Here is a 24942-nt window from a genome sequence, read left to right as displayed (position 1 = left end):
GCGAGGCGAGGGGTGCGGTGGGGACTACGAAGCCCGGGCCAACTGCCTGATGGGGATCCAGCGGGAAGCCAGCCTGCGATACGCCGCGGCCGCTCCTGTCATGTCGCCCTCGGCCAGGCATTCGATGCCGAGCCTGACGTCCATAGGCGACTCGTCCGGGTAGACCTTGTCCGCCACAGCGCCGTAATCAAGCTCGACCATCGACTGCACATGGAACAATTCGAGCCATTCGGTGAGCTGTGTGAGGTCGTCCAGCATGTCGAGGTCCGGGGCGGCGAGGGCGAGGTTCGCTACGGCAAAGCGCGCCCTGTCCAAGGCATCGGTCAGCGAGGCCCAGACCCTCACCGTCAGGATGCGTCCGCCGGATTCCACCACATCCTTGCGGTCCGATTCCTGGAAGAGCGAGAACCAGCTGAAGGGGATGCCCCAGGTGGATGCCCGGGTGTGCACGCGCTTCGCGTCGTGGCTGGCGTTGATGCGGTCTATGCGTGCCTGGTGCCGGTCGCGCTGGTCCACGGGGATGAGCAGGTCCGCTAGCGGTCCGTGGATACCTTCCATGAGGGCGTTGGCCGCCAATCCTGCCCGGATGACCAGTTGGCTAGGGCAGTAAAGCAGCCGCCCGCCGTCGGGGTCGTTCGGATCTCCGCTTGGAATCCGCGTGATGCGGACAAGGTCGGTGCTGCCGGTGGGGAACGGGTCCCCGCCCTTGCGCGTGACCCGGCCGAGGGAAGCGAGCAGCTCGGCATTTTCGACGGCGGCCCGCGAACCGCTGCGGGTGCCGCTCGCCACGAGCTGTTGCCGCTGGTCTTCCGGGAATGCCTCGAGCGGTTCGTAGACGCGCAACGCTGAAGAGAAGGGCAGCCCAGCCTGACTCCCGTATAGCTTTCCGCTCATCGCGGGCCCGCCTCCTCCGTCAATTGTTGCTGCTCAGTCCGTAAGCTCCACGATCACGGGAGCGTGGTCCGAGGCACCCTTGCCCTTGCGCTCCTCGCGGTCGATCGACGCCCCGGTGACGCGGGCGGCCAGTGCGGGGGAGGCCAGGACGAAGTCGATACGCATGCCCTCCTTCTTGGGGAACCGCAATTGCGTGTAGTCCCAGTAGGTGTACACGCCGGGACCCGGAGTGTAGGCGCGCGCGACGTCGGTGAAACCGGCCCCTTCGAACGCCCGGAAGGCCTCACGCTCGGGTTCGCTGACGTGGGTGAGCGCGTTCGCCCGGAAGTAATCGATGTCCCAGACATCCTCGTCGAGCGGCGCGATGTTCCAGTCGCCCACGAGCGCCACCTGGGTTTCGGGGTTCTCCGTAATCCAAGCGGCGGCGTGGCCCTTCAGGGTGTCCAGCCACTTGAGCTTGTAGGGCATGTGTTCGTCGTCGAGCGAACGGCCGTTGGGAACGTAAAGGCTCCACACCCGTACCCCGCCACACGTTGCGGCAATGGCGCGGGCTTCCTGGACAGGGTCCTTGCCGGCTTTTCCGAAGGCAGGCTGGTCAACAAAGGTGCGTTCGACGTCGTCGAGCCCTACACGCGAGGCGATCGCCACGCCGTTCCATTGGCTCAGGCCGAAATGGGCAACCTCGTAGCCCATGCGCTCGAAGAGCTCCCACGGGAAGTTGTCGTCCTTGCACTTGGTTTCTTGTATCGCGAGGACGTCGCAGTCACTGCGCTGCAGCCAAGCCTCGACGCGGTCGGCACGTGCGCGGAGCGAATTCACATTCCAGGTAGCTATCTTCACAGCCACTAACTTACCGAACTTGGGCCTTGGCGCATCCCCCCGGGGCGGATTGCTACCGCTGGGGCTAATGGGCGAGCATCACCGAAGAAGAGGAGGCGCGCCTGCGGAGCCTGATGCCGGAGGCGATCAACAGAACGCCACTGACCGCGGCGTACGTCGCGAGGAGCGCCACCACACCCAGGAATCCGGCTGCTGGATTGACGAGCACATAAAGTCCAAACAAGGTGGTGACCACTGCCGTCAGCATCCAGATCCACCAACCCCTGACCGTTGTCCTGATGTCCCTGGCAAGGATGATCTGCGAGATTCCCAGGATGAGGGCCCAGGCTCCGATCAGGACGCCCAGCGCCGCGGCGGTGATTCCCGGCCACGAAACGGCCACGAGGCCCGTTGCGACCGAGATGAAGCCACCGATCAGGCTCCAGCGGGAGTGGCGCGCAGGATCGTAGAAATAGTGGGCCATGTTGGTGAGCCCGTCGGTAATGGCAAACACGCCAAAGACGTAGACAAGGGCAAAGACCGTGGCTACCGGCAGGGAAGCAACCAGGAAGGCAAAGAGAAGGGCCAAAGCTCCCCGGAAGATGAGCGCCGTACCTGAATGCTGAAACAACTTGCGTCCTGCGGTGTCGGACATAGGGTCAGTTTAGACCCGGCGAGGTAGCTGGGGAATGGGTCGGCTGGAACTCCCCACCTTTGGACCTGGACCCCGACGGCAGCCCGCGTCACTACGCAGGCCGCGGTCGACGTCGGGCGTCAAAAGCGGGGAGTTTCAGCGGTGTTCCTCAGACTGACTCCAAAATCGAAACGTAGTTCGCGATGCCCACGCCGCCCATGTTCTGCACGGCTCCGCGGCGGGCGTTGGGCAGTTGCATTGCGCCGGCGGTGCCCGTGAGCTGCATGGCTGCGATGACGTGCTGGGACACGCCTGTCGCGCCCACGGGGTGGCCCTTGGCCTTGAGCCCGCCGGACACGTTGATGGGCAGCTTGCCGTCCTTGTAGACCCAGCCTTCCTGCACCGCCCGGGAACCTTCGCCGCGGGGGGTCAGTCCCATGGCCTCGTACATGATCAGCTCGGCGATCGTGAAGCAATCGTGCACTTCGGCGAAGTCCAGCCGGTCGATCCCGACGCCGGCCATCCCCAGCGCGCGTTCCCAGGACACCCGCGTGGCCGCGAACTCCGTGGGGTCGCGGCGCTCTGCCGGGAAGAAGTCGTTCGCGTGCCCGAAGCCCGCCAGCCGCACGGGCTCGGTAGCAGCGCCCGACGCCGGGCCCAGGGAGAGCACGACGGCGGCGGCGCCGTCGGACACGGGGGAGCAATCGGTGCGGCGCAGCGGTTCGGCAACCATGGGATTCTTCTCGGAAACCGTGCGGCAGAACTCCTCGCCGAAGTCGCGGTGCATCTGCGCGTAGGGGTTGTCCATGCCGTTGTGGTGGTTCTTGGCGGCGATGGAACCGAGGACGTCGCTCAGGCCTGCACCGGCGAGGCCGAACCCTTGAATGCCAGCTCCGTAGCGCTTTTCGTAGTGCTTGGCCACCTCCGCGAACAACCCCGTGAAGCCGGTGGTGGAGGCCTTGCCTGCCATTTCGTAGGACGCGCCCAAGAGGGCTGCTCCGACAATGTCGGCTCCGGCGTCGGTCATCTTCTCCGCCCCGATCACCAGGACGTTGCGGGCAGTGCCGGCCAGGACGGCCTTCACTCCCTGTTGGAATGCCGCGGAACCGGAGGCGCAGGCGTTCTCGGTCCTGGTTGCGGGCACGTTGGCCAGGTCCTCGGACAGCTGCAGGGCAAGGGACGACGTGAAGCCCAGGGGCTGCATGCCGGAGTTGAACTGGCCGAGGTAGATCTCGTCGATGTCCCGTGGGTCGAGTCCGGAGTTCCGGATGGCCTCCGCGGACACCTGGACGATCAAGGATTCCAGCGTCTCGTCCGTGAGTTTGCCGAACTTGCTGTGTCCCCAGCCGGTGAGGAGGACATCTTTGCCGAACTGGTCCTTCAGGCTCATGCTGTGGCTCCTTCGAATGGGAAGGCGGTTTCCAATGCGACGTCGAACGCTGCATCCGTCTTTTCGCGGAGCTCTTCCACGGTGACCCCCGGGGCGAGGCGCGTCAGCGTGAGCTGCCGACCGCCGTCGTCGTCGTTGAGCAGATCAAACACCGCGAGGTCACTGACGATGCGGTCCACCACCCCGAGGCCTGTCAGCGGCAGGGTGCATTCGCGGACGATCTTCGCGCTCCCGTCCTTGGCGTTGTGTTCGGTGAGGACCACGACGCGCGGAGTGCCGGCCACCAGGTCCATGGCACCGCCCATGCCCTTGACCATCTTTCCCGGAATGGTCCAATTGGCGAGGTCGCCGTTGCCGGAAACCTGCATGGCGCCGAGGATGGCGACCTTGACGTGTCCGCCGCGAATCATCCCGAATGACGTCGCGGAGTCGAAGATGCTGCCGCCGGGCAGGACCGTGACGGTCTGCTTGCCGGCGTTGATGAGGTCGGCGTCTTCCTCGCCTTCATAGGGGAAAGGACCCATGCCGAGCAGGCCGTTCTCGCTTTGCAGGACAACGCGCACGCCGTCGGGCAGGTTGTTGGCAACGAGGGTGGGAATGCCGATGCCGAGGTTGACGTAGTCGCCGTCGTGGAGTTCCTCGGCCGCGATGGCGGCCATTTCGTCTCGGGTCCATGCCATGGTGGTGCTCCTTCGCTGGGGGGGGGGTGCTTAGACGGCCAGGGCTTCAGTGCGGGTCCGGGCTGTACTGGAAAGCCGCGGGCGCACCGTGCGCTGCTCGATGTCCTTGGGCCGGCCGCTCGCCTGGACCAGCCGCTGGACGTAGACGCCGGGTGTCACGATGTGGTTGGGATCCAATTCGCCGGGCTGCACGATCACTTCGGCCTCGGCAATGGTCACGATGCCCGCCGTCGCCACGACAGGGTTGAAGTTCCGGGCCGTGTACCGGTAGATCAGGTTGCCGTCCGTATCCGCGGTGTGCGCATGGACCAGTGCGACGTCGGCGACGATCCCGCGCTCGCGGACGTACGTCACGCCGTCGAACTCTTCGAGCGCCTTGCCCTCGGCAACCAAGGTTCCGACGCCGGTCCGAGTGTAGAAGGCAGGGATCCCTGCGCCACCGGCGCGGAGGCGCTCGGCGAGGGTGCCCTGCGGAGCGAACTCGACCTCAAGCTGGCCGGAGAGGTACTGCTCGGCGAAGAGCTTGTTCTCGCCCACGTAGGAGGCGATGACCTTGCGGACCTGGCCGCCTTCGATGAGGACGCCGAGCCCCTTGCCGTCAATGCCCATGTTGTTGGAGACCACTGTCAGGTCTTTGACCCCCGAATCGCGGACGGCGTCGATCAGGTCCGCGGGGATGCCGCTGAGCCCGAAACCTCCGACGGCGATCGTCTGGCCGTCGCGCAGGACGTCCTGCAGCGCAACGGCTGAACTGGGACGGATTTTGGCCATGGCTTTGTCCTCGTCTTTGAGTAAGGTCACTCAGCGCCTATCCACTTTGTGGACACTGTGCCGAGGTCGTCTGGACTGGTCGTCTGGCTTAGGAGCATATGGCGGCCCTAAGCGAAGGGTCAACGGCGTCGTGTGGCCAGCCAGGCTGAACTCGCACAGTGTGGACGGTAGTCTTGAAGGTGTCCACATTGTGGAGGAAATCTCGGAGAGGGGTAGGGATGTCGACCCGACAGCCGCACACAAAGCCTGTGCAGGGCGCCCAAGTGGTGGGCCGGGTTGCCGCGCTCCTCCGGCTCGTGGGACGCAAGCCGGAGGGCATGTCCATCGCCGGCCTGGTCCGCGAGTCCGGACTGACGCGCCCAACGGTGCACCGCTTGCTCGCATCCCTCGCGGCCGAAGGCCTGCTGGATCATGACCAACGGACCGGGAACTGGATCCTGGGGCCCGAGATCTTCCTGCTGGGGTCCGTGGCGGCGGCCCGGTTCCCGTTTGAGGACCTGGCCAGGCCCAGCCTGCGCCGCCTGGCCGAGGAGAGCGGCGAAAGCGCCTTCTATTCCATCCGTCGTGGCCACGAAACCGTGTGCGTGCTCCGCGAGGAAGGCAGCTTTCCTGTGCGCTCCTTCGTGTTGCACGAGGGCGTCCGGTTCCCGCTTGGCGTCGCGTCGGCCGGCACGGCGATCATGGCCTTCCTGCCGGACGAGGAACAGGAAGGGATCCTCTCCGGGTGGGAACAGCACGCGGGGGAGTTCGCGGCCGGCCACAGCGAGGGCGTGGTGCGCCGGAACCTTGAGCGGACCCGATTGGCCGGGTACTCGGTGAATCCCGGGTTGGTCCTGGAGGGCAGCTGGGGGATGGCGGCTGCCGTCTTCGACCAACTGGGCGGGCCGGTCGGCGCGCTGTCCCTTACCGGCATCGAGCCGCGGTTCCGTCCTGAACGCCAGGAAGTCCTCGGCAAGTTGCTGATGGAGGAAGCCCACCGCATGAGCTCCGCAAGAACCGACCACCTTTGAGCCGAAACCTCGGTACCAACGCCGCTATCCGGCGTCGGGGGCTTCCAAAAGTGGTCGGTTGTTGCGGGGCTTCCAAATTAAGTTTTGAAGATCTACCCATCCACCCAGCCCACACCTCCGAATAGCTGGCATAAGGACTTAGCCCCGCAAAGGTGAAGTGCTTTCACGCCGGAATCAACCGGCACCGAATGTCAGTCCGTTTGAAGGAGAAATGTCATGCTTGCTACAAAGCGCACGTCTTTTGCGATTGCCGGCCTCGCCGCTTCCGCCCTGTTGGGCCTCACCGCTTGTGGCGGCTCCGCTTCCACGGCTTCACCCTCATCGGCGGCTCCGAGCTCGTCGTCCACCATGGCGGCGACCCCGTCCGCTTCGGCAAGCGCCGCGATGGACCCGACCAAAGACCTGGTCGGCCCGGGCTGTGCAGCTTACGCCTCCCAGGTTCCCAGCGGTGCAGGTTCCGTGGCCGGCATGGCTCTCGACCCCGTAGCCGTTGCAGCCTCCAACAACCCGCTGCTCAAGACCCTCACGGCCGCTGTGTCCGGCAAGCTGAACCCGAAGGTCAACCTGGTGGACACGCTTAACGGCAGCCAGTTCACCGTCTTCGCTCCCGTGGACAGCGCCTTCGCCAAGATCCCCGCCGCCACCATCGACGGCCTCAAGACCGACGACGCTACCCTGAGCAAGATCCTCACCTACCACGTCATCCCCGGCCAGCTGACCCCGGACCAGATCGTGGGAACCCACAAAACGGTTGAGGGCGACTCCGTGACCGTCACGGGAACCAAGGACGCACTCAAGGTTGACGGAGGTTCTGCCGTGATCTGCGGTGGCGTCCACACCGCCAACGCCACGGTGTACCTGGTTGACACCGTCCTGATGCCGAAATAAATCTCAATAGCCTCAGTGCAGATCATGCCCCTTAGGATTCGTCTTAGGGGGCATGGCCTTTGCCGCAAATCCGAGGGGGATGAGTGAAGCCGTCAATCGTGTGGCTCCGGGACGACCTCCGGACCACGGACAACCCGGCGCTGCGGGCGGCAGCGGACGATGGAGCCGCCGTCGCGCTCTATGTCCTGGACGAGGAATCGCCGGGCATCAGGCCGTTGGGCGGCGCCGCCCGCTGGTGGCTGCATCATTCCTTGGTCACCCTTCGCGAAGACCTCGCAACCTTGGGCGTGCCGCTTGTGCTGCGCCGTGGACCGGCGGCTGGGATCGTCCGGGAAACCGCGACGGCGATGGGTGCTGAATCGCTGTACTGGAACCGCCGTTATGGCGAGCCGGAGCGAACGCTCGACGCCGGTATCAAGACCTGGGCGCGCGAGTCCGGGATGCACGCCGAGAGTTTCCAGGCATCCTTGCTCCATGAACCCTGGGCCGTGACCACGAAGCAGGGCGGACCCTTCAAGGTCTTCACTCCCTTTTGGCGGACTGTGTCCGGCTTGGATTTCCGCGAACCGCTGGAAGCTCCGGAACCGGGCCGCGGATTCTCCGGCCGGATTCCCGAGTCCGAGGAATTGGACTCGTGGGGATTGTTGCCGCGGAACCCCGGTTGGTCGGCCGGATTGTCCGAAAGCTGGCGGCCGGGCTCGGCCCAGGCGCATGAGCTTCTCGATGACTTCGTGGAGCGCGGGCTGGCGGACTATTCGGTGAACCGAGACCGTCCGGATTTGCCGGGCAGTAGCCGCTTGTCGCCGTTCCTGCGTTGGGGGCAGCTCAGCCCGTTCGAGGTATGGCATGCCCAGCAGCGCCGGCGTCGGGAACTGGGCGACGGAGTGGCCGTTTTCGCCGCGGAACTCGGGTGGCGTGAATTTTGCTGGCACCAATACTTCCATCACCCGGATCTGGCAACGGCCAATTTGCGGCCCGGATTCGACCACTATCCGTGGGCTTGGCCGGGTGGCCGGGGTGATCAGTCCCAGGAAGCTGAAGTTTTCCTGCGGGCATGGCAGGAGGGCCGCACCGGCTTCCCCATGGTGGATGCCGGGCAGCGGCAATTGTGGCACACCGGATGGATGCACAACCGGGTCCGCATGGTTGCCGCCAGCCTCTTGGTGAAGAACCTCGGCATTCACTGGCGAGTGGGCGAGCAATGGTTCTGGGACACCCTGGTGGATGCCGATCCTGCGTCCAATCCCGCGAACTGGCAGTGGGTAGCCGGTTCCGGCGCAGACGCGTCGCCCTTCTTCAGGATCTTCAATCCGGAGACCCAGGCAACGAAATTCGACCCCCACGGCAGCTACGTTGGCCAGTGGATCCCGGAGCTGGCCACAGCGGACTATCCGGAGCCGGTGGTGGACCTCAAGGCCTCGCGCCGGGAGGCTCTGGATGCCTACGGCTCGCTGCCCCGTTGAGTCGGGCCACCACTTCCTACCACCTTTGCGCCCCGCCGAGGCCCGCCTCGGCCCGGCGTGGCCCGCCCGGCGCGAGTTCCGGCGTCGGGCATTCCCCAAAAGTGGTCGGGTGTTGAGGAGCCGGGCTGAGGTCCTCTAGAAATTAGTAGGAAGTCCGAGTATATTCGGGATCAAAGACGTCCCGGAACGCAGTTGGACATGTGCTTTCGAGGCCGATGGCGGGCATTTCCCCTATGCAAAGGAGCATTCCATGGTGCGCGAACTTTCCCACTACATTGACGGCCAGAGGATCGACGGGACCTCCGGGCGCTTCAGTGATGTCTACGATCCCTGCACAGGCGAAGTCCAGGCGAAGCTTCCCCTCGCCAGCGCGGACGAGGTCCGGAACGCGATCGCGAACGCGGAAAAGGGCCAGCTCGAATGGGCCGCCATGAACCCGCAGCGCCGTGGTCGGATCCTGCTCAAGTTCGTGGACCTCGTCAACGAAAACATGGACGAACTCGCCACGCTGCTCTCCTCCGAGCACGGCAAGACCTTCCCCGATGCAAAGGGCGACATCCAGCGCGGCATCGAGGTGGTGGAGTTCGCCGCCGGCGCTCCACACCTGCTCAAGGGTGAGTTCTCGGACAACGCCGGCACCGGCATCGACGTCCACTCATTGCGCCAGCCGCTCGGCGTCGTCGCCGGCATCACGCCCTTCAACTTCCCCGCCATGATCCCGCTCTGGAAGTCCGGCCCCGCGCTGGCTGCCGGCAATGCCTTCATCCTCAAGCCGTCGGAGCGCGACCCCTCCGTGCCGCTTCGCCTGGCCGAGCTCTTCACCGAGGCAGGATTGCCGAACGGCGTCTTCAACGTCATCAACGGCGACAAGGAAGCCGTGGATGCCCTCCTTGAGGATCCGCGCGTGAAGGCCATCGGCTTTGTCGGCTCCACGCCGATTGCCCAGTACATTTACGCGACGGCGGCCGCCCACGGCAAGCGTGCCCAGTGCTTCGGCGGTGCCAAGAACCACATGGTGATCATGCCCGACGCCGATCTCGACATGGCCGCGGATGCGCTCATCGGCGCGGGCTTCGGCTCCGCCGGGGAGCGTTGCATGGCGATTTCCGTTGCCGTACCGGTTGGCCAGGAGACGGCCGATGAGCTGGTTTCCAAGCTGCAGGACCGCATCAAGGGACTGAAGGTCGGCCCCAGCCTGGCCAAGGACTCTGACTTCGGCCCGGTGGTGGCCGCCTCGGCGAAGGAACGGATCGAGGGCTACATCCAGGCCGGCGTCGACCAAGGCGCCACGCTCGTCACCGATGGACGCGGCCTCAAAGTCGACGGCTACGACGGCGGTTTCTGGGTTGGCCCGACCCTCTTCGACAACGTCACGAAGGACATGTCCATCTACAAGGAGGAGATCTTCGGCCCGGTCCTGAGCGTCCTCCGCGCAGCCGACTACGAAGAAGCGCTGCGGCTCTGCTCCGAGCACGAGTTCGGCAACGGCGTCGCGATCTTCACCCGCGACGGCGACTCTGCCCGCGACTTCGCGAGCCGCGTCGAAGTGGGCATGGTTGGCATCAACGTTCCGATTCCCGTCCCGATTGCCTACTACACCTTCGGCGGCTGGAAGGCCTCGGGCTTCGGCGACCTCAACCAGCACGGCGCCGACGCCTTCCGCTTCTACACCAAGACCAAGACGGTCACCACCCGTTGGCCCTCGGGCATCCGCCAGGGCGCCAGCTTCGTGATGCCGGCCGGCAGCTGATGGCCGAGGTCCTCTTCGAGAAGCATGGCCATCTCGGCGTCATCACCCTGAACCGGCCCCAGGCCGTCAACGCCCTCACCAGCGGCATGGTGCACGCCATGCTGGAGCAACTCACTGAGTGGGCGGAGGACGACGGCGTCAAGACGGTTTTGGTGCACGGCGCCGGGGAGCGTGGACTGTGCGCGGGTGGCGACATCGTGGCGATCTACGACGACATGCTGCGCCACGGCGACCAGACAGCTGAGTTCTGGGCTGCGGAGTACCGCTTGAACTCGCTCATTGCCCGGTATCCGAAGCCTTACGTGGCCTTCATGGACGGACTGGTCCTCGGCGGCGGCGTCGGGATCTCGGCCCACGGCTCGGTCCGCGTGGTCACCGAGCGGACCCGCACCGGCATGCCGGAAACCACCATTGGTTTTGTGCCCGACGTCGGCGGGACCCTGCTGCTGTCCCGCTCGCCGGGGGAGTCCGGTACCCACGCCGCGCTCACGGGCGCGCACTTGAGCGGGGCCGATGCCCTGTTCCTGGGGCTCGCGGACCACTTCGTCCCGTCCGAAAGCCTGCCTGCCCTTGCGGAAGCGCTGGAAAGCTCGACGGCGGAGGCCGCCGTCGAGCGCTTTGTGCAGGAGCCGCCGGCCTCGGCACTGTCCGCCCAGGGCGAGTGGATCGATGATGCCTATGCTTCGGATGACGCCGGGGAGATTGTCGCAAGGCTGCGCGCCGCCGGTGGGGACGCCGCCGCGGCCGCGGACACGATCGAGGCGAAGTCGCCTACAGCCGTGAAAGTGGCCCTGGAGTCGTTGCGGCGCGTCCGGGGGCTCTCGCTCGAAGGGGCGCTGGAACAGGAATACCGGGTGGGTGTGCGCTGCCTGGCCGGGCCGGATTTCCGCGAGGGGATCCGCGCCCAAGTGGTGGACAAGGACCGCAACCCACAATGGAAGCCGGCTTCCCTCGCGGAGGTGTCGCCGGCCGCCGTCGAAGGCTTCTTCGCCTCGCTCGGCGACCGTGAACTCAAACTTCATTCAAAGGAGTCCGACCATGTCTGACGCAGTTTCCGGCACCATCGCTTTCCTCGGCCTTGGCCACATGGGCGGTCCCATGGCCGTGAACCTTGTCAAAGCAGGGCATCACGTGGTCGCGTACGATCCCGTACCGGCGGCACTTGAGGCGGCCCGGGAACACGACATAGCCACCGTGGATTCCGCTCTGGAGGCCGTCGCCGGTGCTTCCGTTGTCCTGACCATGCTGCCCAGCGGCAAGCACGTCCTGGATGCCTACCGGGGAGTAGACGGAGCAGCCGGCCTGCTCTCGGTGGCTGCGCCGGACACACTGTTCCTCGACTGCTCCACCATCAACGTCGACGAAGCCCGCGAGGCCGCTGCCATTGCTTTGGAGGCCGGCCACCGCTCTGTGGACGCGCCCGTTTCCGGAGGCGTGGTAGGTGCCGAAGCCGGAACGTTGACCTTCATGGTGGGGGCGCTGCCCGAGGACTTCGAAACAGTGAAGCCCATCCTGGAACTCATGGGCCGGAGGATCGTCCACTGCGGCGATCACGGAGCCGGGCAGGCTGCCAAGGTCTGCAACAACATGATCCTGGGCGTTTCCATGATTGCCGTCAGCGAGGCGTTCGTCTTGGGCGAGAAGCTGGGCCTTACGCACCAGGCGTTGTTCGACGTCGCATCCAACGCCTCGGGGCAATGCTGGGCGCTCACCACCAACTGCCCGGTTCCCGGACCGGTCCCCACGAGCCCGGCCAACCGCGACTACCAGCCCGGATTCGCCGGAGCGCTCATGGCGAAGGACCTCCGCCTCGCGGTCAACGCGCTCGAGAGCACGGGGGTGGACGGGCAAATGGGGCACTTGGCATCGCAGATTTACGACGCTTTCGCGGCCGAAGGCGGAGCCGGGCGTGACTTCTCCGGCATCATCACAGACATCCGGGACAAGTCTGCTAAGTAGCCTTGGCGGGTAAGTCATTTACGACAAAAAGGGGCACGGCTTGGCGCAGCAGTACGAAAACATCCTGGTGGAACTCCGTGGACGGGTGGGCTTGGTAACCCTGAACCGGCCCAAGGCGCTCAATGCGTTGAACCAGGCCACCATGAATGAGATCGTGGCCGCAGTGTCGGACATGGATGCGGATCCCGGGGTGGGTGCCGTGGTGATCGCAGGCTCGGAGAAGGCCTTCGCGGCCGGCGCCGACATCAAGGAAATGGCCTCGAAGGGGTACATGGACATGTATGCCGCCGACTGGTTCCGCGCCTGGGAAAACCTCACGCGCCTCCGGATTCCCGTGATTGCCGCAGTGTCCGGTTTTGCCTTGGGCGGTGGCTGCGAACTTGCCATGATGTGCGATTTCATCATTGCCGGAGACAACGCCAAGTTCGGTCAGCCGGAAATCAACCTCGGCGTCATTCCCGGCATGGGTGGCTCGCAACGGCTGACCCGGGCCGTGGGCAAGGCCAAAGCGATGGACATGATCCTCACCGGGCGGTTCATGGACGCCGAGGAAGCCGAGCGTGCAGGACTTGTTTCCCGCGTCGTGCCGGCCGATTCCGTGGTGGAGGAGGCATTGAAGGCCGCCGAGGTGATCGCGTGCAAGTCCAAACCGGTTGCCATGGTGGCCAAGGAAGCCGTCAACGCAGCCTTCGAAACCGGCCTGTCCCAGGGCGTTTTGTTCGAGCGCCGGGTCTTCCACTCATTGTTCGCCACGGAGGATCAGAAGGAAGGCATGGCAGCGTTCACCGAGAAGCGCCAGCCGGAGTTCAAGCACCTTTAACTCACATCGATTGCTGAGTAACGGTCGTTTTGTGGGCTCAAAACGGCAGTTACTCAGCAATCGATGGCGGGTTATCGGGCCCGAGCTCGACCGGGAAATCGAGCGCGTGGCCGTATTGGGACCATCCGCCCGTGAAGAGCCGGCCGTGTCCGAGGCCTGCATACTCCAAGGCCAAAAGATTGTGGCAAGCCGTCACCCCGGACCCGCAATAGCTGATCACGTTCCCGGCCGACGTGATTCCCGCCGTGGCGAAGATACTGCGCAGCTCGGCCTTGCTGCGCAGCTTCCCGTTGGAATCCAGGTTCTCCCTGCACGGGACGTTCCTTGCGCCGGGCACATGCCCCGGCCGTGGATCGATGGGGTCCTGCCTGCCCTCGAAGCGGTCACGGTTGCGTGCGTCCACCACGAGGTTTGTTTCGATCGCGAGCTCGTGGATCTCCGCCAGGCGGTTGCTTGGCCAAGGTTGTGCCGTGAAATCACCGGCGGGCCTCGAGGGGTGTTCAGTTGCAAGGACCCCTTGGTAGCTGGCCAGCCCGCCATCCAGCAGAGCTGAGCTGTGGCCTGTGGCGCGCAGCATCCAGACCAAGCGTGCCGCGATGACTCCGCCGGCGTCGTCGTACGCCACCACAATGTCGTCGTCGCTGATTCCCAATTCCCGCATCCCCAGGGCAAAATCATGCGGTGCGGGCAGCGGGTTTCGTCCCTCGAGTGTCGATCCCCCAGCCGAGAGCCATCGATCCAGGTCGACAAAAACGGCACCGGGGATGTGCCCGCCGTCGTAGGCGTCCCCGGCCGGAGCGCCCGTCGAGGTACCAGCGCACATCGGCCAGCACAACGCGGCGACGGTTTTGAGCCTCACGATGCGGTCAGTCGAGGGCTCTTGGATGGGAGCCCCTGGGGGTCAGTCCGTGAAGTCGCCCGCGGCCTTGCGAAAGTCCCCCAGCACGCGGATGAGGTGCTCGACGTCGTCGTCCCCGAAGCCGGACTGGCCGAACACCTCGTTGTTGAGTGCCGTCGTCGCGCGCTTCGCGAGGGTGCGGCCTTCCGCGGTGAGCTCGATCAGCGTGGTGCGCCCGTCAGTGGGGTGCGGGGAGCGGACCACAAGGGCGGCCTTCTCGAGGCGGTCGACGGCGTTGGTCACCGACGTCGGATGCACCTGGAGCAGCGCGCTGGCTTTGTTCATGGGCAACGCGCCGCTGCGTGCGAAACTCAGCAGCGCCAGGAGCTCGTAGCGCGCGAAGGTCAGGCCGTAGGGCTTCAAAACGCCTTCGATCCGCGCCAGCAGGATCTGCTGCGTGCGCATGATCGCGGTAATGGCCGCCATGGGCGCGGCGACTTCGCCCCAGCCGTGGCGCTCCCAGTTTCGCTGGGCGTCGGCGATGGGGTCGCGGGGGAGTGGGCTGCCCACGGTGCCTCCTGACATTGCTTGGCTGCCTATTCTTTCAGACTCGGGAACTCATCCTCGGTGTACTCGACACCCAAGCCGGCAGGCAGCGGACCGTCGCCATGGCGGGCAACCTCCGTGCCTCGAAGCTCTACGCGCCGGATCTTTCCGGAAATCGTCTTGGGCAACTCACCGAATTCGAGCCGGCGGATGCGCTTGAAAGGCGCCAGGTGCTGCCGGCAGTACCTGAGGATGTCCTCAGCAACGGCCGGTCCGGGCTCGTACCCGGCGGCGAGCACCACAAAGGCTTTGGGCACCGAAAGCTTGACCGGATCCGGAGAGGGCACGACGGCGGCCTCCGCCACTGCGGGGTGTTCGATCAGGACGCTTTCGAGTTCGAAAGGGGACAAACGGTAGTCGGAGGATTTGAACACATCGTCCCCGCGGCCCACGTAGGTGATGACTCCGTTCCCGTCCCGGCTGGCCATGTCACCCGTGTGGTAGTAACCGTCGCGGAAAGCCTCGGCCGTCTTTTCCGGGTCCCCGAAGTAGGACTTCATGAGCCCCACGGGGCGAGGGTCCAAGCGCAAGCACAGCTCGCCGTCGTCGGCCTCTTCACCGGTGGCCGGGTCGACAAGGACGACGTCGTAGCCCGGCAGCGGCCGCCCCATCGAGCCCGTCTTGACCGGCTGGCCGGGGGTGTTGGCGACTTGGACGGTCGACTCCGTCTGGCCGAAACCGTCGCGGATGGTCTGTCCCCAAGCCCGCTCTACTTGCCCGATCACCTCGGCGTTGAGGGGTTCGCCCGCCGAAACCACCTTGGTGGGCGGGGTTTTGAGCTGGGTCAGATCCGCCTGGATGAGCATGCGCCATACGGTGGGTGGCGCACAGAAACTCGTGACGCCTTCGCGGCCCATCTGTTCCATGAGGGCCTTGGCATCGAAGCGATCGTAGTTGTAGACGAAGACGCAGGCCTCGGCGATCCAGGGCGTGAAAACGTTGGACCACGCGTGCTTTGCCCAGCCGGGGGACGCCACGTTGAGGTGGACATCCCCGGGTTCCATGCCGATCCAATACATCGTGGAGAGGTGTCCCACCGGGTACGAGGTGTGGGTGTGCTCCACCAGCTTCGCCCGCGACGTAGTGCCCGAAGTGAAGTAGAGGAGCATGGTTTCGTCAGCGGCAGTGGGGGCGTCCGGAACGAACGTCGTCTCGGTGGAATCCGCTTCGGCATACTGAAGGGCGCCGGGGGACTGGCCGTCGCCCACTTCAATGAGGGTGTAATCGCCCGGCACTTCGGCGAACTTGGCGATGTTGGCGCTCCCGACGGCGGCCCAGCGGGCGCCGCCGCGCTCCACTCGATCCGTGATGTCACGCGGGCCCATGAGCGTGGTGGTGGGGATCAGGACCACGCCGAGTTTGATCCCGGCAAGCATGAGTTCCCATAGTTCCACTTGGTTGCCGAGCATGATGATCATGCGGTCACCGCGCTGGACGCCCTTGGATCGCAGCCAGTTGGCAAGCTGCGAGGAGCGCGCGGAGAGCTCGGCGAAGCTGCGGCGGGTGGAGCTGCCGTCCTGCTCGACGATCACCAGTGCAGGGTTGTTGGCCGTGCCGGGGTTGGCCGCGATCTGGTCGAACCAGTCGAGTGCGAAGTTGAACTCGCTGAAACGGGGCCACTGGAAGTCGCTGCGCGCCCCTGAGTAATCGGTGCGGAGCGCAAGGAGCCGGTCGCGGGCTGCACGGAAGTCGTCGGTGACTGTCATTGTCTGCCTTTCGCCCTGCGTGTATGGGGAAATGCGGACCGGGGACGAGCTGGCCGTGTGATCCGCCTCACCTGCAATATACTAGGACATCCAAGGGTTTGGAAGAGGCAGTGTTGCGGGGCTGCGCACTGTCACGCAGGGCACACTTTTGCGGGATGACGACGGTGGCGCCCCCGCAACGGCGCGGGAGACCGCCGTCGTGCGCTGCAAAAAGTCGCTCAGGGTGACGGCGGGGCCACGGTTAAGGCGACGGCTACTTCCACCACGTGTCGAAAATGGTGACCGGAACGGTGCGCTTGTGCCGCGTGCGCAGGTACTTTTGCTCGATGGTCTCGGCCACCTCGTCCGAGACTTCCCGGCCTTCGAGGTAGTCGTCGATTTGGTCGTACTTGATGCCGAGTTCGTCCTCGTCGGTGCGGCCGGGCGTGCCGTCGAGGAGGTCGGCCGTGGGGACCTTGTCCCAAATGCGGGACGGGGCGCCCAGCTCCGCGAGGAGTGCCCGGTTCTGCCGTTTGTTGAGGCCGAACAGCGGCAGGATGTCCGCACCGCCGTCGCCGTACTTGGTGAAGAATCCGGTGACGGATTCGGCTCCGTGGTCCGTGCCGATGACGAGGTAGTTGTGCTCACCGGCGAGGGCGTACTGCGCGGTCATGCGGGCCCGGGCCTTCGTGTTGCCCTTGTGGAAATCCGAGATGCGCGCGCCCGTGGTCTTTTCGAACTCATCCTCGAAGCCGTCCACGGCGCGGGAGATGTTGAACGTCCATTCCGTCTTGGCCTGGATGAAATCCAGCGCGGCCTGGGCGTCTTCCTCATCGTGCTGGGCGCCATAGGGGAGCCGGACGGCCACGAAATTGGCCTCCACGCCCTCGGCCTCAAGCTCCTCGACCGCCAGCTGGGCAAGGCGCCCGGCGAGCGAGGAATCCAGTCCACCGGAAATGCCCAGGACAAAGCCCTTGGTGTGCGTGGCCTTGAGGTATTCCTTCAGGAACGTGACGCGTTTGCGGACCTCCCCGGCTGGGTCGATCCGGGGCTGGACGCCCATTTCCGCAATGATCGTGGCCTGGAGTGTGCGCATGTCCCCAACACTAGTAACCAGCACTTGAAACACTCAACTGTGTCACCTCGAGTGTTGCGCCCCGGACTGCCGGTGCCCACCCAACTAACTCGCAGTTGTTGTCGTTATGAGGGCCCATAACGGCAACAAATGCGAGTCAGTTGGGCGCACAGGGGCACTCACCGCACCGGGGCTGCGCCTGTCGATGCCCGCACCGTGAGGTGCGTGGGCATGACTGCCAGGCGCCGGCTGGTCCCGCCATACTGGGGATTCAACCGGGACAGGAGCATGGAGACTGCCACGCGCCCGGCTTGTTCGATGGGGGACGCCATGGTGGTGAGTGGCGGGTTGCAGAAATCGGCTCCGAAGATGTCGTCACAGCCCACGATGCTCATGTCGTCGGGCACGCGGATGCCCCGTTCGCGCAGGCGCTGGAGCATTCCGATGGCCAGCAGGTCGTTGAAGACGATGCAGGCAGTAGCCCCCGTGTGAACTGCCGCGTCCGCGGCGGCCGCACCTGATGTGGTCTTGGGCGCGAACGGCCCCACGCTGAATGTGGTCAGTTTCCGTTCCGTGGTTTCTTCCTGGAATGCTTGCCACCGCTTGGCATTGGACCAGGAGGTGGCCGGGCCTCCAACGAAGCAGATCTTCGTGTGCCCCAGGGAGACCAGGTGTTCCAGCGCCTGGATGATGGCCGACGGCGTATCGATCACCACGGTGGGTGCGATTGCCGGAGCACGGTTGATGGTGACGAGGGGCTGTTGTGCTGCCGCCTCGGCAAGCTGTGCGTCTGTCAGGCGGGACGCCGCAAGGATGAATCCGTCTGCCGAACGGCGCATCTTCTGCAGCGCATCTGCCTCCATCTCCGCTGATTCCTCGGTGTCCACCAGTAGTTGCGTGTAGCCGGCGGCCTTCAACTGGTGTTGCGCCCCTCGGATGATGTCGAAATAGAACGGATTCGTGATGTCCGGAACCAGGACGGCAACCGTCTGGGTGCGTCCGGAGCTGAGCCCGCGCGCCTGCGAGCTGGGAATGTAATTCAATTGCGCGGCTGCTTCTTCGATCCGCTCGCGGGTCACATGGTTCACTCTCCCGGGATTGCTCAGGGCCCTTGAGACTGTTGACGTCGCCACTCCTGCGAGTTCCGCGACGTCGCGGATCGTGGGCTGCCTGCCCGGTGACTGGAGCTGGAGTTCTGCCATCGTCTAGGTGTTCCTCATCTGCCGCAGCCGCTCAACAACGAGTGACTTGTCCCACAATTGCAGCACCGATGACAATTTTTGGCAATCGCTTGTCATCGCTGTTTCGCGTGCCTAGACTCGGAGCAATCACCCGATGTGACGCGCACCACGCCAATGAGGCCATCGGGCTCCAGGGAGGAAAACAATGAAGTTTGCATCGTCCGCCAAATTTGCCGCTGTTGTCGTAACAGCCGCCCTAGCCTTGACCGCCTGCGGAGGCGGAAACAGCAGCTCCGGGGGGAGCGCAGGACCCGTTGACGGAAAGGGCAAGAAGTTGAGCGTCCTGACCGGCGTCAACAATCAGTACTCTGCCCAGCAAAAGCAGTGGTTCACCGACATTGCGGCCAAGTTCAAGGCGCAGACCGGTGCCGATATCGAATTCGAAACCTTCGCGTCGGCCAACGATGAACTGACCCGCATCCAGACGTCCGTCGTCTCCGGACAGGGACCTGACGTTTACAGCCTCGGCACCACGTTCACCCCCACTGCGTATGCAACCAAGGCTTTCGTGACGCTGACCGACGACGACTGGAAGAAGATTGGCGGGAAAGACAGGTTCAACCCCGCCGCCCTCGGAATTTCCGGCCCCGATGCCCAGCACCAAGCGGGCATTCCCTTCGTCAGCCGGCCGTTCGTGATGGCATACAACAAGGACATCCTGAAAGCCGCCGGGATCGACAAGCCCGCCACGAGCTGGGACGAGCTCGCCGCCCAGGCCAAGAAGATGACCAACCCGGCCACCGGCACCTTCGGACTCGCCACCGGGTACAAGGACAACTTTGACCCCTGGAAGTTCATCTGGGCCATGTCAGTCCAGGCAGGAAACCCGCTGGTAGACGGCAAGACGCTCAAGCTTGACGACCCGGCCGTCAAGAAGGCCTACCAGACCTACTTCGGATGGCTGACCACGGACAAGATCGTCGATCCGGCGTCCATCGGGTGGAGCAACAGCAACGCCGTCGCAGCCTTCGCCTCGGGCAAGGCGGGATACCTCATGATGACGACGTCGAGTTCCCTTCCGACGCTCGACAAGTCGGCGGTCGCGGGCAAGTACGCCTACACAGCCATGCCGACCACGGCCCCGGGCCAGACGTCTCCGCAGGGCGACGCCGCGAATGCGGCCAGCATCCTGTCCGGTGACAACGTGGTTGTTGCCGACTACTCGAAGCAGAAGGACCTTGCCTTCGCTTACATCAACCTGATCACGTCCAAGGACGAGCAGCTGAACTTCCAGAAGATCTTCGGCGACCTGCCTGCCAATGCCGAAGCCCTGAAGGCGCTGAACAACCCCGCGCTCCAACCGGTTGCCGACACCGCTGCCAAGTCCAAAGCCACGCCGTTCACCGGAGCGTGGGGCGACATCCAGCTCGCTCTCCTCAACGTCGTAGTCCAGTCGATCCCCGATCTCTCCAAGGGTTCAGTCGACGACTCGACCCTCCAGGGCCGCCTCAAGGACGCACAATCCAAGGGCCAGGCCTCACTTGACCGGGCATCGAAGTAAGTAGGAACTGACATGTCCACCGATTCATTGACTGCGGGCAAGTCCACGCGCCGCAAGTCGTCCCGCGCATCAAAGCCGGACCCGCAGTCACCGGACGACACCTCCCGGCGGCGCAAGGGGCTGAGCGAACGCAACCGCCCCTTGTGGATGCTGATTCCAGGCGGCCTGCTGATGGTGATCATCATCGTGGTGCCGCTCCTGCTCGGCATCTTCATGTCGGGCCTGGACCTGGACCAGTATTCGCTGCGCCAGTGGGTCAGCGCTCCGTTCATCGGAGTCCAGAACTTCGTCGAAGCGCTGACCGCATCGCCTTTGCTGCATGCCATCTGGCTCAGCGTCAGCTACTCCTTGATCGCCATGATGGTCACCATCCCGCTCGGCATCGCCGGCGCCGTCGCCACCCAGAACGCGTTCAAGGGCCGGGCAGTGATCCGTTCCATCTTCCTGATCCCCTACGTCCTTCCCTCCTTCGTGGTGGCGACGGTGTGGCGGACCATGTTCCAGCCGGGCAGCGTCATCGACTCGATGCTGCATTCGGTGGGCATCGACCCCGGCCTGTGGCTCAACGGTCCGCAGTCCTACTGGACACTGATCCTGGTCCAGATCTGGGCATCATGGCCGTTTGTCTACCTGCTGGCATTGTCCGGGCTCCAGTCCGTGGACCATGAGGTCCACGAGGCGTCGGCCCTTGACGGCGCACTGTGGTGGAACAAGCTCCGCTATGTTGTCTTCCCTTATCTCAAGGGTCCGCTCTCCTTGGCGTTCCTGATCGGCATGCTGCACCACATCAACAACTTCACCTTGCCGTTCGTCCTGTTCGGGGTTCCCGCCCCGTCAGATGTGGAGCTGCTCCCGATCCTCACCTACGTCACCAGCTTCCAGAGCTTCCGGTTCGGGCTCAGCGCGGCGATGGCGTTCATTTCGCTGATCCTGATCGCGATTCCCTTGTTCGTCTATCTGCGGGCCGTCAAACTCGACGACGCCGAGACCCCCGGAGGCAAAAAGTGAGCACCGCAACTACCGCCGTCGGACGCAAATCGAGCGAAGGCTTCCGCCCGGGCTCCAAACGCCAGCACGAAGTAACCCGGCTCATGCCTGGGCCCATGCTCGCCATCATCCTCACGGTGTTGTGCGCCTTGGTGCTCATTCCCGTGGCGTACATCTTCCTGGCGTCCGTGAACTCGGACATCGGAGTGGCCCGTGGCGAGTTCTTCCCGTCCAGCTTCTCCTTCGAGAACTACTCCACGATCTGGTCGAGTGTTGGACTGGCCACGGGCCTGGCCAACAGCGTGCTCGTGGCCGGTTCCACCGCAATCGTCTCCGCCCTCATGTCGATCGCCACCGCCTACGTGCTGGTCCGCTACCAGTTCCGCGGCCGGCTGACGATCCTTCGCGGGCTCCTCGGACTCCAGTCGGTTCCCGGCACCCTCATGGTGCTTCCGGTCTTCGTGCTGTTCTCCTCTTCCGCCAGCTACCTGGGCATCCAGATCATCGGCACCCAATGGGGTTTGTTCATCACCTACCTGACGTTCGCGATGCCGTTCTCCACCTGGGTGATGGTCACCTATCTGCGCGGCCTGCCTCGTGAACTCGAAGAGGCGGCAAGGATCGACGGCGCGAGCAACCTGGGCGTGCTGGTGCGGATCATCCTCCCGCTGAGCTGGCCCGGCGTCGTCGTTTCCGGTATTTTCGCCTTCCTGCTCGGCTGGAACGACGTCCTGTTCGCCTCGGTCATGACGCGGCCGGATAGCCAGACTGCCGCCGTCGCGCTCCAGGTCTTCGGTGCCTCGCAAGAGGGCGGCGCGATTCCCTTCTACGGCCAGATGATGGCAGCCTCCCTGGTGTGTGCTGCCCCGGTGGTCATCCTGTATCTGATTTTCCAGCGTTACCTAGTGGGCGGCCTGACCGCCGGAGGAGTCAAGTAATTTATGAGCACGCCAGCTGTTGAATGGGAGCTCTCGGGCTTCGGCGACGAGATCGACGACGACCCCAAGATCCAGATTGCCGTGATGCAGGCACTGGGAGCGAGCCACATTGAAGTCCGCAGCGCCTGGGGCACCAACATCGTGGATCTGGATGAGGCGCAGCTTCGTGAGCTGAAGTCCTTGCTGGATGCGGCGGACATGAAGGTTTCCGCGATCGCGTCGCCGATCGGGAAGGTGGACGTTTCGCTTCCCGTGGCGCACGAGGTAGAGCGGCTCCGCCGGGCAGTCAACGCCGCCCAGGTCCTGGAGTCGCGCTACATCCGGATCTTCTCCTTCTACTACGGGGAAGACGTGGCGGTGGAGAGCATCCGGGAGGCGGTCATCGAACGCATGCGTGCCCTCGCGGACGTGGCGGAGGAGTCCGGCGTCGTACTGCTGCACGAAAACGAGAAGGACATCTACGGGGACATCCCCGAACGGGTCCTGGACATCATCGAAACCGTGGCGTCTCCCGCGCTCAAAGTGGCTTGGGACGCGGCGAACTTCGTTCAGGTAGGCGTCAAGCCTTTCGAGGATGGCTACGCAAAGCTCCGGCCGCACCTTGAATACCTGCAGGTCAAGGATGCCTTGTTCTCGAATGCCACCGTGGTCCCGGCGGGCGAGGGCGACGGCGATGTCCTCCGCACGGTTGAGGCCTTGAAGGCGGACGGGTACACCGGCTTCGCGAGCCTCGAGCCACACTTGGCCGGCGCCCACGGGCTGGGTGGCTTCTCCGGCCCGACGGCGTTCGGCATCGCGGCGAGGGCCTTCGCGAAAGTCCTCCATGAAGCAGGAGTGGAGACGAAGTGAGCGAAACCCCAAACGCTCCGGGCGCTCCCGCTAAGATCCGGGCCGCGATCGTAGGGTGCGGCGTCATCGGCCGCACCCACTCCGCCGCGGTCCGCGAATTCCCGGAGGTGGTCGTCACCGCGCTGGTGGACGTGATCCCCGAGGCTTCCGAGGCGCTTGCCGCCAAGTTCGAAGCCCAGGGCGACCCGAAGCCTGCAGTCTTCCCGACGCTGGCCGAGGCGCTCGCGGCCGCACCCGTGGACCTGGTCATCATCGCGACGCCTAGCGGCCTGCACATCCAGCAGGCGCTGGAAGCGCTCGACGCCGGCAAACACGTGGTGATCGAAAAGCCCCTCGACGTTGACTTGAGCAAGGCAGACGGGATCCTGGCTGCGGCCAAGGCTGCCGAGGCCAAGGGCTTGGTGGCAACCGTGATCAGCCAGCACCGCTTCGATCCGGCCAGCCGGGTGGTGGACGAGGCCCGCCGCGCCGGACGCTTTGGCACGCTGACCTCCGCCGTCGCCTCGGTCAGCTGGTGGCGAAGCCAGGGCTACTACGATTCCGGTGCGTGGCGCGGAACCTGGGCCATGGACGGCGGGGGCGCCATCATGAACCAGGGCGTACACACCGTGGACCTGCTTTTGTGGTTCCTCGGCCGGCCCCTTGAGATCAGCGCCAAAACCGCGCTACTCGCGCACGAGGGCGTCGAGGTGGAGGACACCGCCGTAGCCACCGTTACTTTCGAGTCCGGTGCCCTCGCCGTGCTGCATGCGACGACGGCGGCGTACCCGGGCTTGACGGTCCGCCTCCAGGTCATGGGCAGCAAGGGCTCTGCCGTGATCGACAACGACGACCTCGCATACTTCCACGCGTCCGACGCCGCCGATCCTTCGGAGAGCAGCGCCATGGGCATCCTCGGCGGCGGGAACCAGGCCGCCGTCGAGCTCGCCAAATACCCGGACGACACCGTCGAAGCACTGGATCCCACGGTCTATCCGGCTGGACATGTCCGGCAGTACCGCGACATCATCGCCGCGATCCGCGAAGGACGCCCCGCCGGCGTTACCGTCCGGGACGCCGTGACCGCCCTGGCGACCGTGCGTGCACTGTATGTCTCGGCAACCTTGGGCCAGCCCGTGCTGATCGACGATGTCATTGCCGGCAAGTACAACAACATCGAGGTCCACACAGGCGGGGCCGCTGGCCACCCGGGAGCCAATCGCGAAGAGGTATCCGCATGAAGTTCTCCGTCTTCACCGCGTCCACTCCCGAGTGGTCGCCGCAGGAAGCCGCCACGAAGCTTGCAGCCCAGGGGTGGGACGGGATCGAATGGCGCGTCACGGACCAGGCGGACGCAGCGGAACCAGGCTTCTGGGCAGGGAACCGTGCCACGTGGCCCATGACGGGATTGGAAGACTCGATCCCGGAGATTGCCCGCCTCACCGCTGAGTCAGGCCTGGAATTCTCCGGCCTCGGCGGCTACGCCCGCTGCGACAACCACGACGACGTCGATCGCGTCCTCGCGGCGACCGCGGCCTTGGGTGCCAGGCAGGTCCGCGTCAACGTGCTGCCGCTGGGCAATTCGGACATGGGCGGCCCGGAACCCACGGGCCTGTCCTACCCGGAGCTCTTTGCCGCCACCCGGGAGCACTACGAGTGGGTTGCTTCCCGTGCTGCACACCATGGCGTCAGGGCCCTCGTGGAACTGCACCATGGAACCGTGACGGCGTCGGCGTCCTCGGCCCGGCGATTGCTTGAAGGCCTGGATCCGCAGCATGTCGGCGTCATCCACGACCTTGGCAACTTGCTGATCGAGGGCTGGGAATCACCGTTGCCAGCACTCCAGCTCCTTGGCCCCTATTTGGCACATGTCCACGTGAAGAACGCCCGCTGGGTCCGCACCGACTCGAAGGACGAATCGGGCGCGGCTGTGTGGGTCAACGAATGGGCTCCCTTGGCCGAGGGCCAGGCAAGTGTCCTCGCCTACTTCCGCGCGCTCGCGGACGTTGGCTATGACTCCTGGGTCACGCTGGAGGACTTTTCCACCGAGCTTCCCTTGGAGGAACGGACGGCGTCGAACCTGGCGTACGTCCGCAAGGCAGCCGCTTTGGCGGGGTTCGCCGTCGTCGATCCCTTATCGGCGCCCTGACGGCCCGGGCCGTCAG

24 protein-coding genes are annotated in these 24942 nt (G+C 64.9%); 13 read left to right on the top strand and 11 right to left on the bottom strand.

Annotated features, from left to right (window positions below):
- Positions 1–24 precede the first annotated feature (24 nt).
- The 6 genes from ACSBOX_RS19915 to ACSBOX_RS19890 form a co-directional block, all read right to left on the bottom strand.
- A complete protein-coding gene (locus tag ACSBOX_RS19915) occupies positions 25–894 on the bottom strand; it encodes a hypothetical protein (protein WP_442544011.1) in 870 nt (289 codons plus the stop codon).
- Between the two features lie 33 nt (positions 895–927).
- Complete coding sequence (locus ACSBOX_RS19910) at positions 928–1734, bottom strand: exodeoxyribonuclease III (RefSeq protein ID WP_442544010.1); 807 nt, start codon at positions 1732–1734, stop codon at positions 928–930.
- Positions 1735–1798: 64 nt separating this feature from the next.
- Positions 1799–2368 (bottom strand): HdeD family acid-resistance protein, encoded by a 570-nt coding sequence (locus ACSBOX_RS19905; RefSeq protein WP_442544009.1) that lies wholly within the window; start codon positions 2366–2368, stop codon positions 1799–1801.
- Between the two features lie 148 nt (positions 2369–2516).
- The gene (locus tag ACSBOX_RS19900; protein WP_442544008.1) at positions 2517–3737 is read right to left on the bottom strand and encodes an acetyl-CoA acetyltransferase; all 1221 of its coding nucleotides are present in this window, start codon (positions 3735–3737) and stop codon (positions 2517–2519) included.
- Entirely contained in the window at positions 3734–4417 is a 684-nt protein-coding gene (locus ACSBOX_RS19895) for a CoA transferase subunit B (RefSeq protein WP_442544007.1), read from the bottom strand. The genes ACSBOX_RS19900 and ACSBOX_RS19895 overlap by 4 nt, the downstream gene beginning before the upstream one ends.
- Positions 4418–4447: 30 nt before the next feature.
- Positions 4448–5188 carry a CoA transferase subunit A gene (locus tag ACSBOX_RS19890; protein WP_442546075.1) on the bottom strand — a complete coding sequence of 247 codons (741 nt, stop codon included), beginning with the start codon at positions 5186–5188 and terminating at the stop codon, positions 4448–4450.
- Positions 5189–5406: 218 nt separating this feature from the next.
- Here ACSBOX_RS19890 and ACSBOX_RS19885 point away from each other — a divergent pair, with 218 nt between their 5' ends.
- The 7 genes from ACSBOX_RS19885 (at position 5407) to ACSBOX_RS19855 (ending at position 13078) form a co-directional block, all read left to right on the top strand.
- On the top strand, positions 5407–6198 hold the full coding sequence (locus ACSBOX_RS19885; RefSeq protein WP_442544006.1) for an IclR family transcriptional regulator: 792 nt from the start codon (positions 5407–5409) through the stop codon (positions 6196–6198).
- A gap of 216 nt (positions 6199–6414) precedes the next feature.
- Positions 6415–7086, top strand: coding sequence for a fasciclin domain-containing protein (locus tag ACSBOX_RS19880; RefSeq protein ID WP_442544005.1), 672 nt, complete (start codon positions 6415–6417; stop codon positions 7084–7086).
- A gap of 83 nt (positions 7087–7169) precedes the next feature.
- Positions 7170–8549 carry a cryptochrome/photolyase family protein gene (locus ACSBOX_RS19875; protein ID WP_442544004.1) on the top strand — a complete coding sequence of 460 codons (1380 nt, stop codon included), beginning with the start codon at positions 7170–7172 and terminating at the stop codon, positions 8547–8549.
- A 250-nt stretch (positions 8550–8799) separates the two neighbouring features.
- Positions 8800–10299 carry a CoA-acylating methylmalonate-semialdehyde dehydrogenase gene (locus ACSBOX_RS19870; protein WP_442544003.1) on the top strand — a complete coding sequence of 500 codons (1500 nt, stop codon included), beginning with the start codon at positions 8800–8802 and terminating at the stop codon, positions 10297–10299.
- Entirely contained in the window at positions 10299–11345 is a 1047-nt protein-coding gene (locus tag ACSBOX_RS19865; RefSeq protein ID WP_442544002.1) for an enoyl-CoA hydratase/isomerase family protein, read from the top strand. Before ACSBOX_RS19870 ends, ACSBOX_RS19865 begins: the two co-directional genes overlap by 1 nt.
- Complete coding sequence (gene mmsB, locus ACSBOX_RS19860; RefSeq protein WP_442544001.1) at positions 11338–12258, top strand: 3-hydroxyisobutyrate dehydrogenase; 921 nt, start codon at positions 11338–11340, stop codon at positions 12256–12258. Before ACSBOX_RS19865 ends, mmsB begins: the two co-directional genes overlap by 8 nt.
- A 40-nt stretch (positions 12259–12298) precedes the next feature.
- Positions 12299–13078: an enoyl-CoA hydratase gene (locus tag ACSBOX_RS19855; protein WP_442544000.1), complete on the top strand. Its 780-nt coding sequence runs from the start codon at positions 12299–12301 to the stop codon at positions 13076–13078.
- A gap of 49 nt (positions 13079–13127) precedes the next feature.
- On the opposite strand, the gene ACSBOX_RS19850 is transcribed toward ACSBOX_RS19855, so the two are convergent.
- The 5 genes from ACSBOX_RS19850 to ACSBOX_RS19830 form a co-directional block, all read right to left on the bottom strand.
- Entirely contained in the window at positions 13128–13937 is an 810-nt protein-coding gene (locus ACSBOX_RS19850; RefSeq protein WP_442543999.1) for a sulfurtransferase, read from the bottom strand.
- 42 nt (positions 13938–13979) lie between these two features.
- Positions 13980–14486: a MarR family winged helix-turn-helix transcriptional regulator gene (locus ACSBOX_RS19845; RefSeq protein WP_078106894.1), complete on the bottom strand. Its 507-nt coding sequence runs from the start codon at positions 14484–14486 to the stop codon at positions 13980–13982.
- A gap of 26 nt (positions 14487–14512) precedes the next feature.
- Complete coding sequence (locus ACSBOX_RS19840; protein WP_442543998.1) at positions 14513–16228, bottom strand: AMP-binding protein; 1716 nt, start codon at positions 16226–16228, stop codon at positions 14513–14515.
- Between the two features lie 253 nt (positions 16229–16481).
- Positions 16482–17303, bottom strand: coding sequence for an ammonia-dependent NAD(+) synthetase (gene nadE, locus ACSBOX_RS19835; protein ID WP_442543997.1), 822 nt, complete (start codon positions 17301–17303; stop codon positions 16482–16484).
- A gap of 158 nt (positions 17304–17461) precedes the next feature.
- Entirely contained in the window at positions 17462–18484 is a 1023-nt protein-coding gene (locus tag ACSBOX_RS19830) for a LacI family DNA-binding transcriptional regulator (RefSeq protein ID WP_442543996.1), read from the bottom strand.
- 184 nt (positions 18485–18668) lie between these two features.
- Here ACSBOX_RS19830 and ACSBOX_RS19825 point away from each other — a divergent pair, with 184 nt between their 5' ends.
- The 6 genes from ACSBOX_RS19825 to ACSBOX_RS19800 are packed head-to-tail and all read left to right on the top strand — an operon-like array spanning position 18669 to position 24926.
- Positions 18669–20024: an ABC transporter substrate-binding protein gene (locus tag ACSBOX_RS19825; RefSeq protein WP_442543995.1), complete on the top strand. Its 1356-nt coding sequence runs from the start codon at positions 18669–18671 to the stop codon at positions 20022–20024.
- Positions 20025–20036: 12 nt separating this feature from the next.
- Entirely contained in the window at positions 20037–21032 is a 996-nt protein-coding gene (locus ACSBOX_RS19820; protein ID WP_442543994.1) for a carbohydrate ABC transporter permease, read from the top strand.
- Positions 21029–21949, top strand: a complete 921-nt coding sequence (locus ACSBOX_RS19815; RefSeq protein ID WP_442543993.1) for a carbohydrate ABC transporter permease — start codon at positions 21029–21031, stop codon at positions 21947–21949. The genes ACSBOX_RS19820 and ACSBOX_RS19815 overlap by 4 nt, the downstream gene beginning before the upstream one ends.
- A 3-nt stretch (positions 21950–21952) precedes the next feature.
- Positions 21953–22798, top strand: a complete 846-nt coding sequence (locus tag ACSBOX_RS19810; RefSeq protein ID WP_442543992.1) for a sugar phosphate isomerase/epimerase family protein — start codon at positions 21953–21955, stop codon at positions 22796–22798.
- On the top strand, positions 22795–24018 hold the full coding sequence (locus ACSBOX_RS19805; protein WP_442543991.1) for a Gfo/Idh/MocA family protein: 1224 nt from the start codon (positions 22795–22797) through the stop codon (positions 24016–24018). The genes ACSBOX_RS19810 and ACSBOX_RS19805 overlap by 4 nt, the downstream gene beginning before the upstream one ends.
- Positions 24015–24926 carry a sugar phosphate isomerase/epimerase family protein gene (locus tag ACSBOX_RS19800; RefSeq protein ID WP_442543990.1) on the top strand — a complete coding sequence of 304 codons (912 nt, stop codon included), beginning with the start codon at positions 24015–24017 and terminating at the stop codon, positions 24924–24926. Before ACSBOX_RS19805 ends, ACSBOX_RS19800 begins: the two co-directional genes overlap by 4 nt.
- The last annotated feature ends 16 nt before the right edge of the window (positions 24927–24942 follow it).

Source organism: Arthrobacter sp. KN11-1C (assembly GCF_052180225.1).
Lineage (GTDB): Bacteria > Actinomycetota > Actinomycetes > Actinomycetales > Micrococcaceae > Arthrobacter.
Note: the sequence above shows the minus strand (reverse complement) of the source record. Positions and strands in the feature narration are given on the sequence as shown.

Bases quoted from the DNA above. Each gene is read 5' to 3' on its own strand.
- ACSBOX_RS19905 (WP_442544009.1), bottom strand. From the start codon at position 2,368: ATGTCCGACACCGCAGGACGCAAGTTGTTTCAGCATTCAGGTACGGCG.
- ACSBOX_RS19800 (WP_442543990.1), top strand. From the start codon at position 24,015: ATGAAGTTCTCCGTCTTCACCGCGTCCACTCCCGAGTGGTCGCCGCAG.
- ACSBOX_RS19900 (WP_442544008.1), bottom strand. From the start codon at position 3,737: ATGAGCCTGAAGGACCAGTTCGGCAAAGATGTCCTCCTCACCGGCTGG.
- ACSBOX_RS19820 (WP_442543994.1), top strand. From the start codon at position 20,037: ATGTCCACCGATTCATTGACTGCGGGCAAGTCCACGCGCCGCAAGTCG.
- ACSBOX_RS19810 (WP_442543992.1), top strand. From the start codon at position 21,953: ATGAGCACGCCAGCTGTTGAATGGGAGCTCTCGGGCTTCGGCGACGAG.
- ACSBOX_RS19865 (WP_442544002.1), top strand. From the start codon at position 10,299: ATGGCCGAGGTCCTCTTCGAGAAGCATGGCCATCTCGGCGTCATCACC.
- nadE (WP_442543997.1), bottom strand. From the start codon at position 17,303: ATGCGCACACTCCAGGCCACGATCATTGCGGAAATGGGCGTCCAGCCC.
- ACSBOX_RS19890 (WP_442546075.1), bottom strand. From the start codon at position 5,188: ATGGCCAAAATCCGTCCCAGTTCAGCCGTTGCGCTGCAGGACGTCCTG.
- ACSBOX_RS19915 (WP_442544011.1), bottom strand. From the start codon at position 894: ATGAGCGGAAAGCTATACGGGAGTCAGGCTGGGCTGCCCTTCTCTTCA.
- ACSBOX_RS19830 (WP_442543996.1), bottom strand. From the start codon at position 18,484: ATGGCAGAACTCCAGCTCCAGTCACCGGGCAGGCAGCCCACGATCCGC.
- ACSBOX_RS19885 (WP_442544006.1), top strand. From the start codon at position 5,407: ATGTCGACCCGACAGCCGCACACAAAGCCTGTGCAGGGCGCCCAAGTG.
- ACSBOX_RS19880 (WP_442544005.1), top strand. From the start codon at position 6,415: ATGCTTGCTACAAAGCGCACGTCTTTTGCGATTGCCGGCCTCGCCGCT.
- ACSBOX_RS19825 (WP_442543995.1), top strand. From the start codon at position 18,669: ATGAAGTTTGCATCGTCCGCCAAATTTGCCGCTGTTGTCGTAACAGCC.
- ACSBOX_RS19840 (WP_442543998.1), bottom strand. From the start codon at position 16,228: ATGACAGTCACCGACGACTTCCGTGCAGCCCGCGACCGGCTCCTTGCG.
- ACSBOX_RS19870 (WP_442544003.1), top strand. From the start codon at position 8,800: ATGGTGCGCGAACTTTCCCACTACATTGACGGCCAGAGGATCGACGGG.
- mmsB (WP_442544001.1), top strand. From the start codon at position 11,338: ATGTCTGACGCAGTTTCCGGCACCATCGCTTTCCTCGGCCTTGGCCAC.
- ACSBOX_RS19895 (WP_442544007.1), bottom strand. From the start codon at position 4,417: ATGGCATGGACCCGAGACGAAATGGCCGCCATCGCGGCCGAGGAACTC.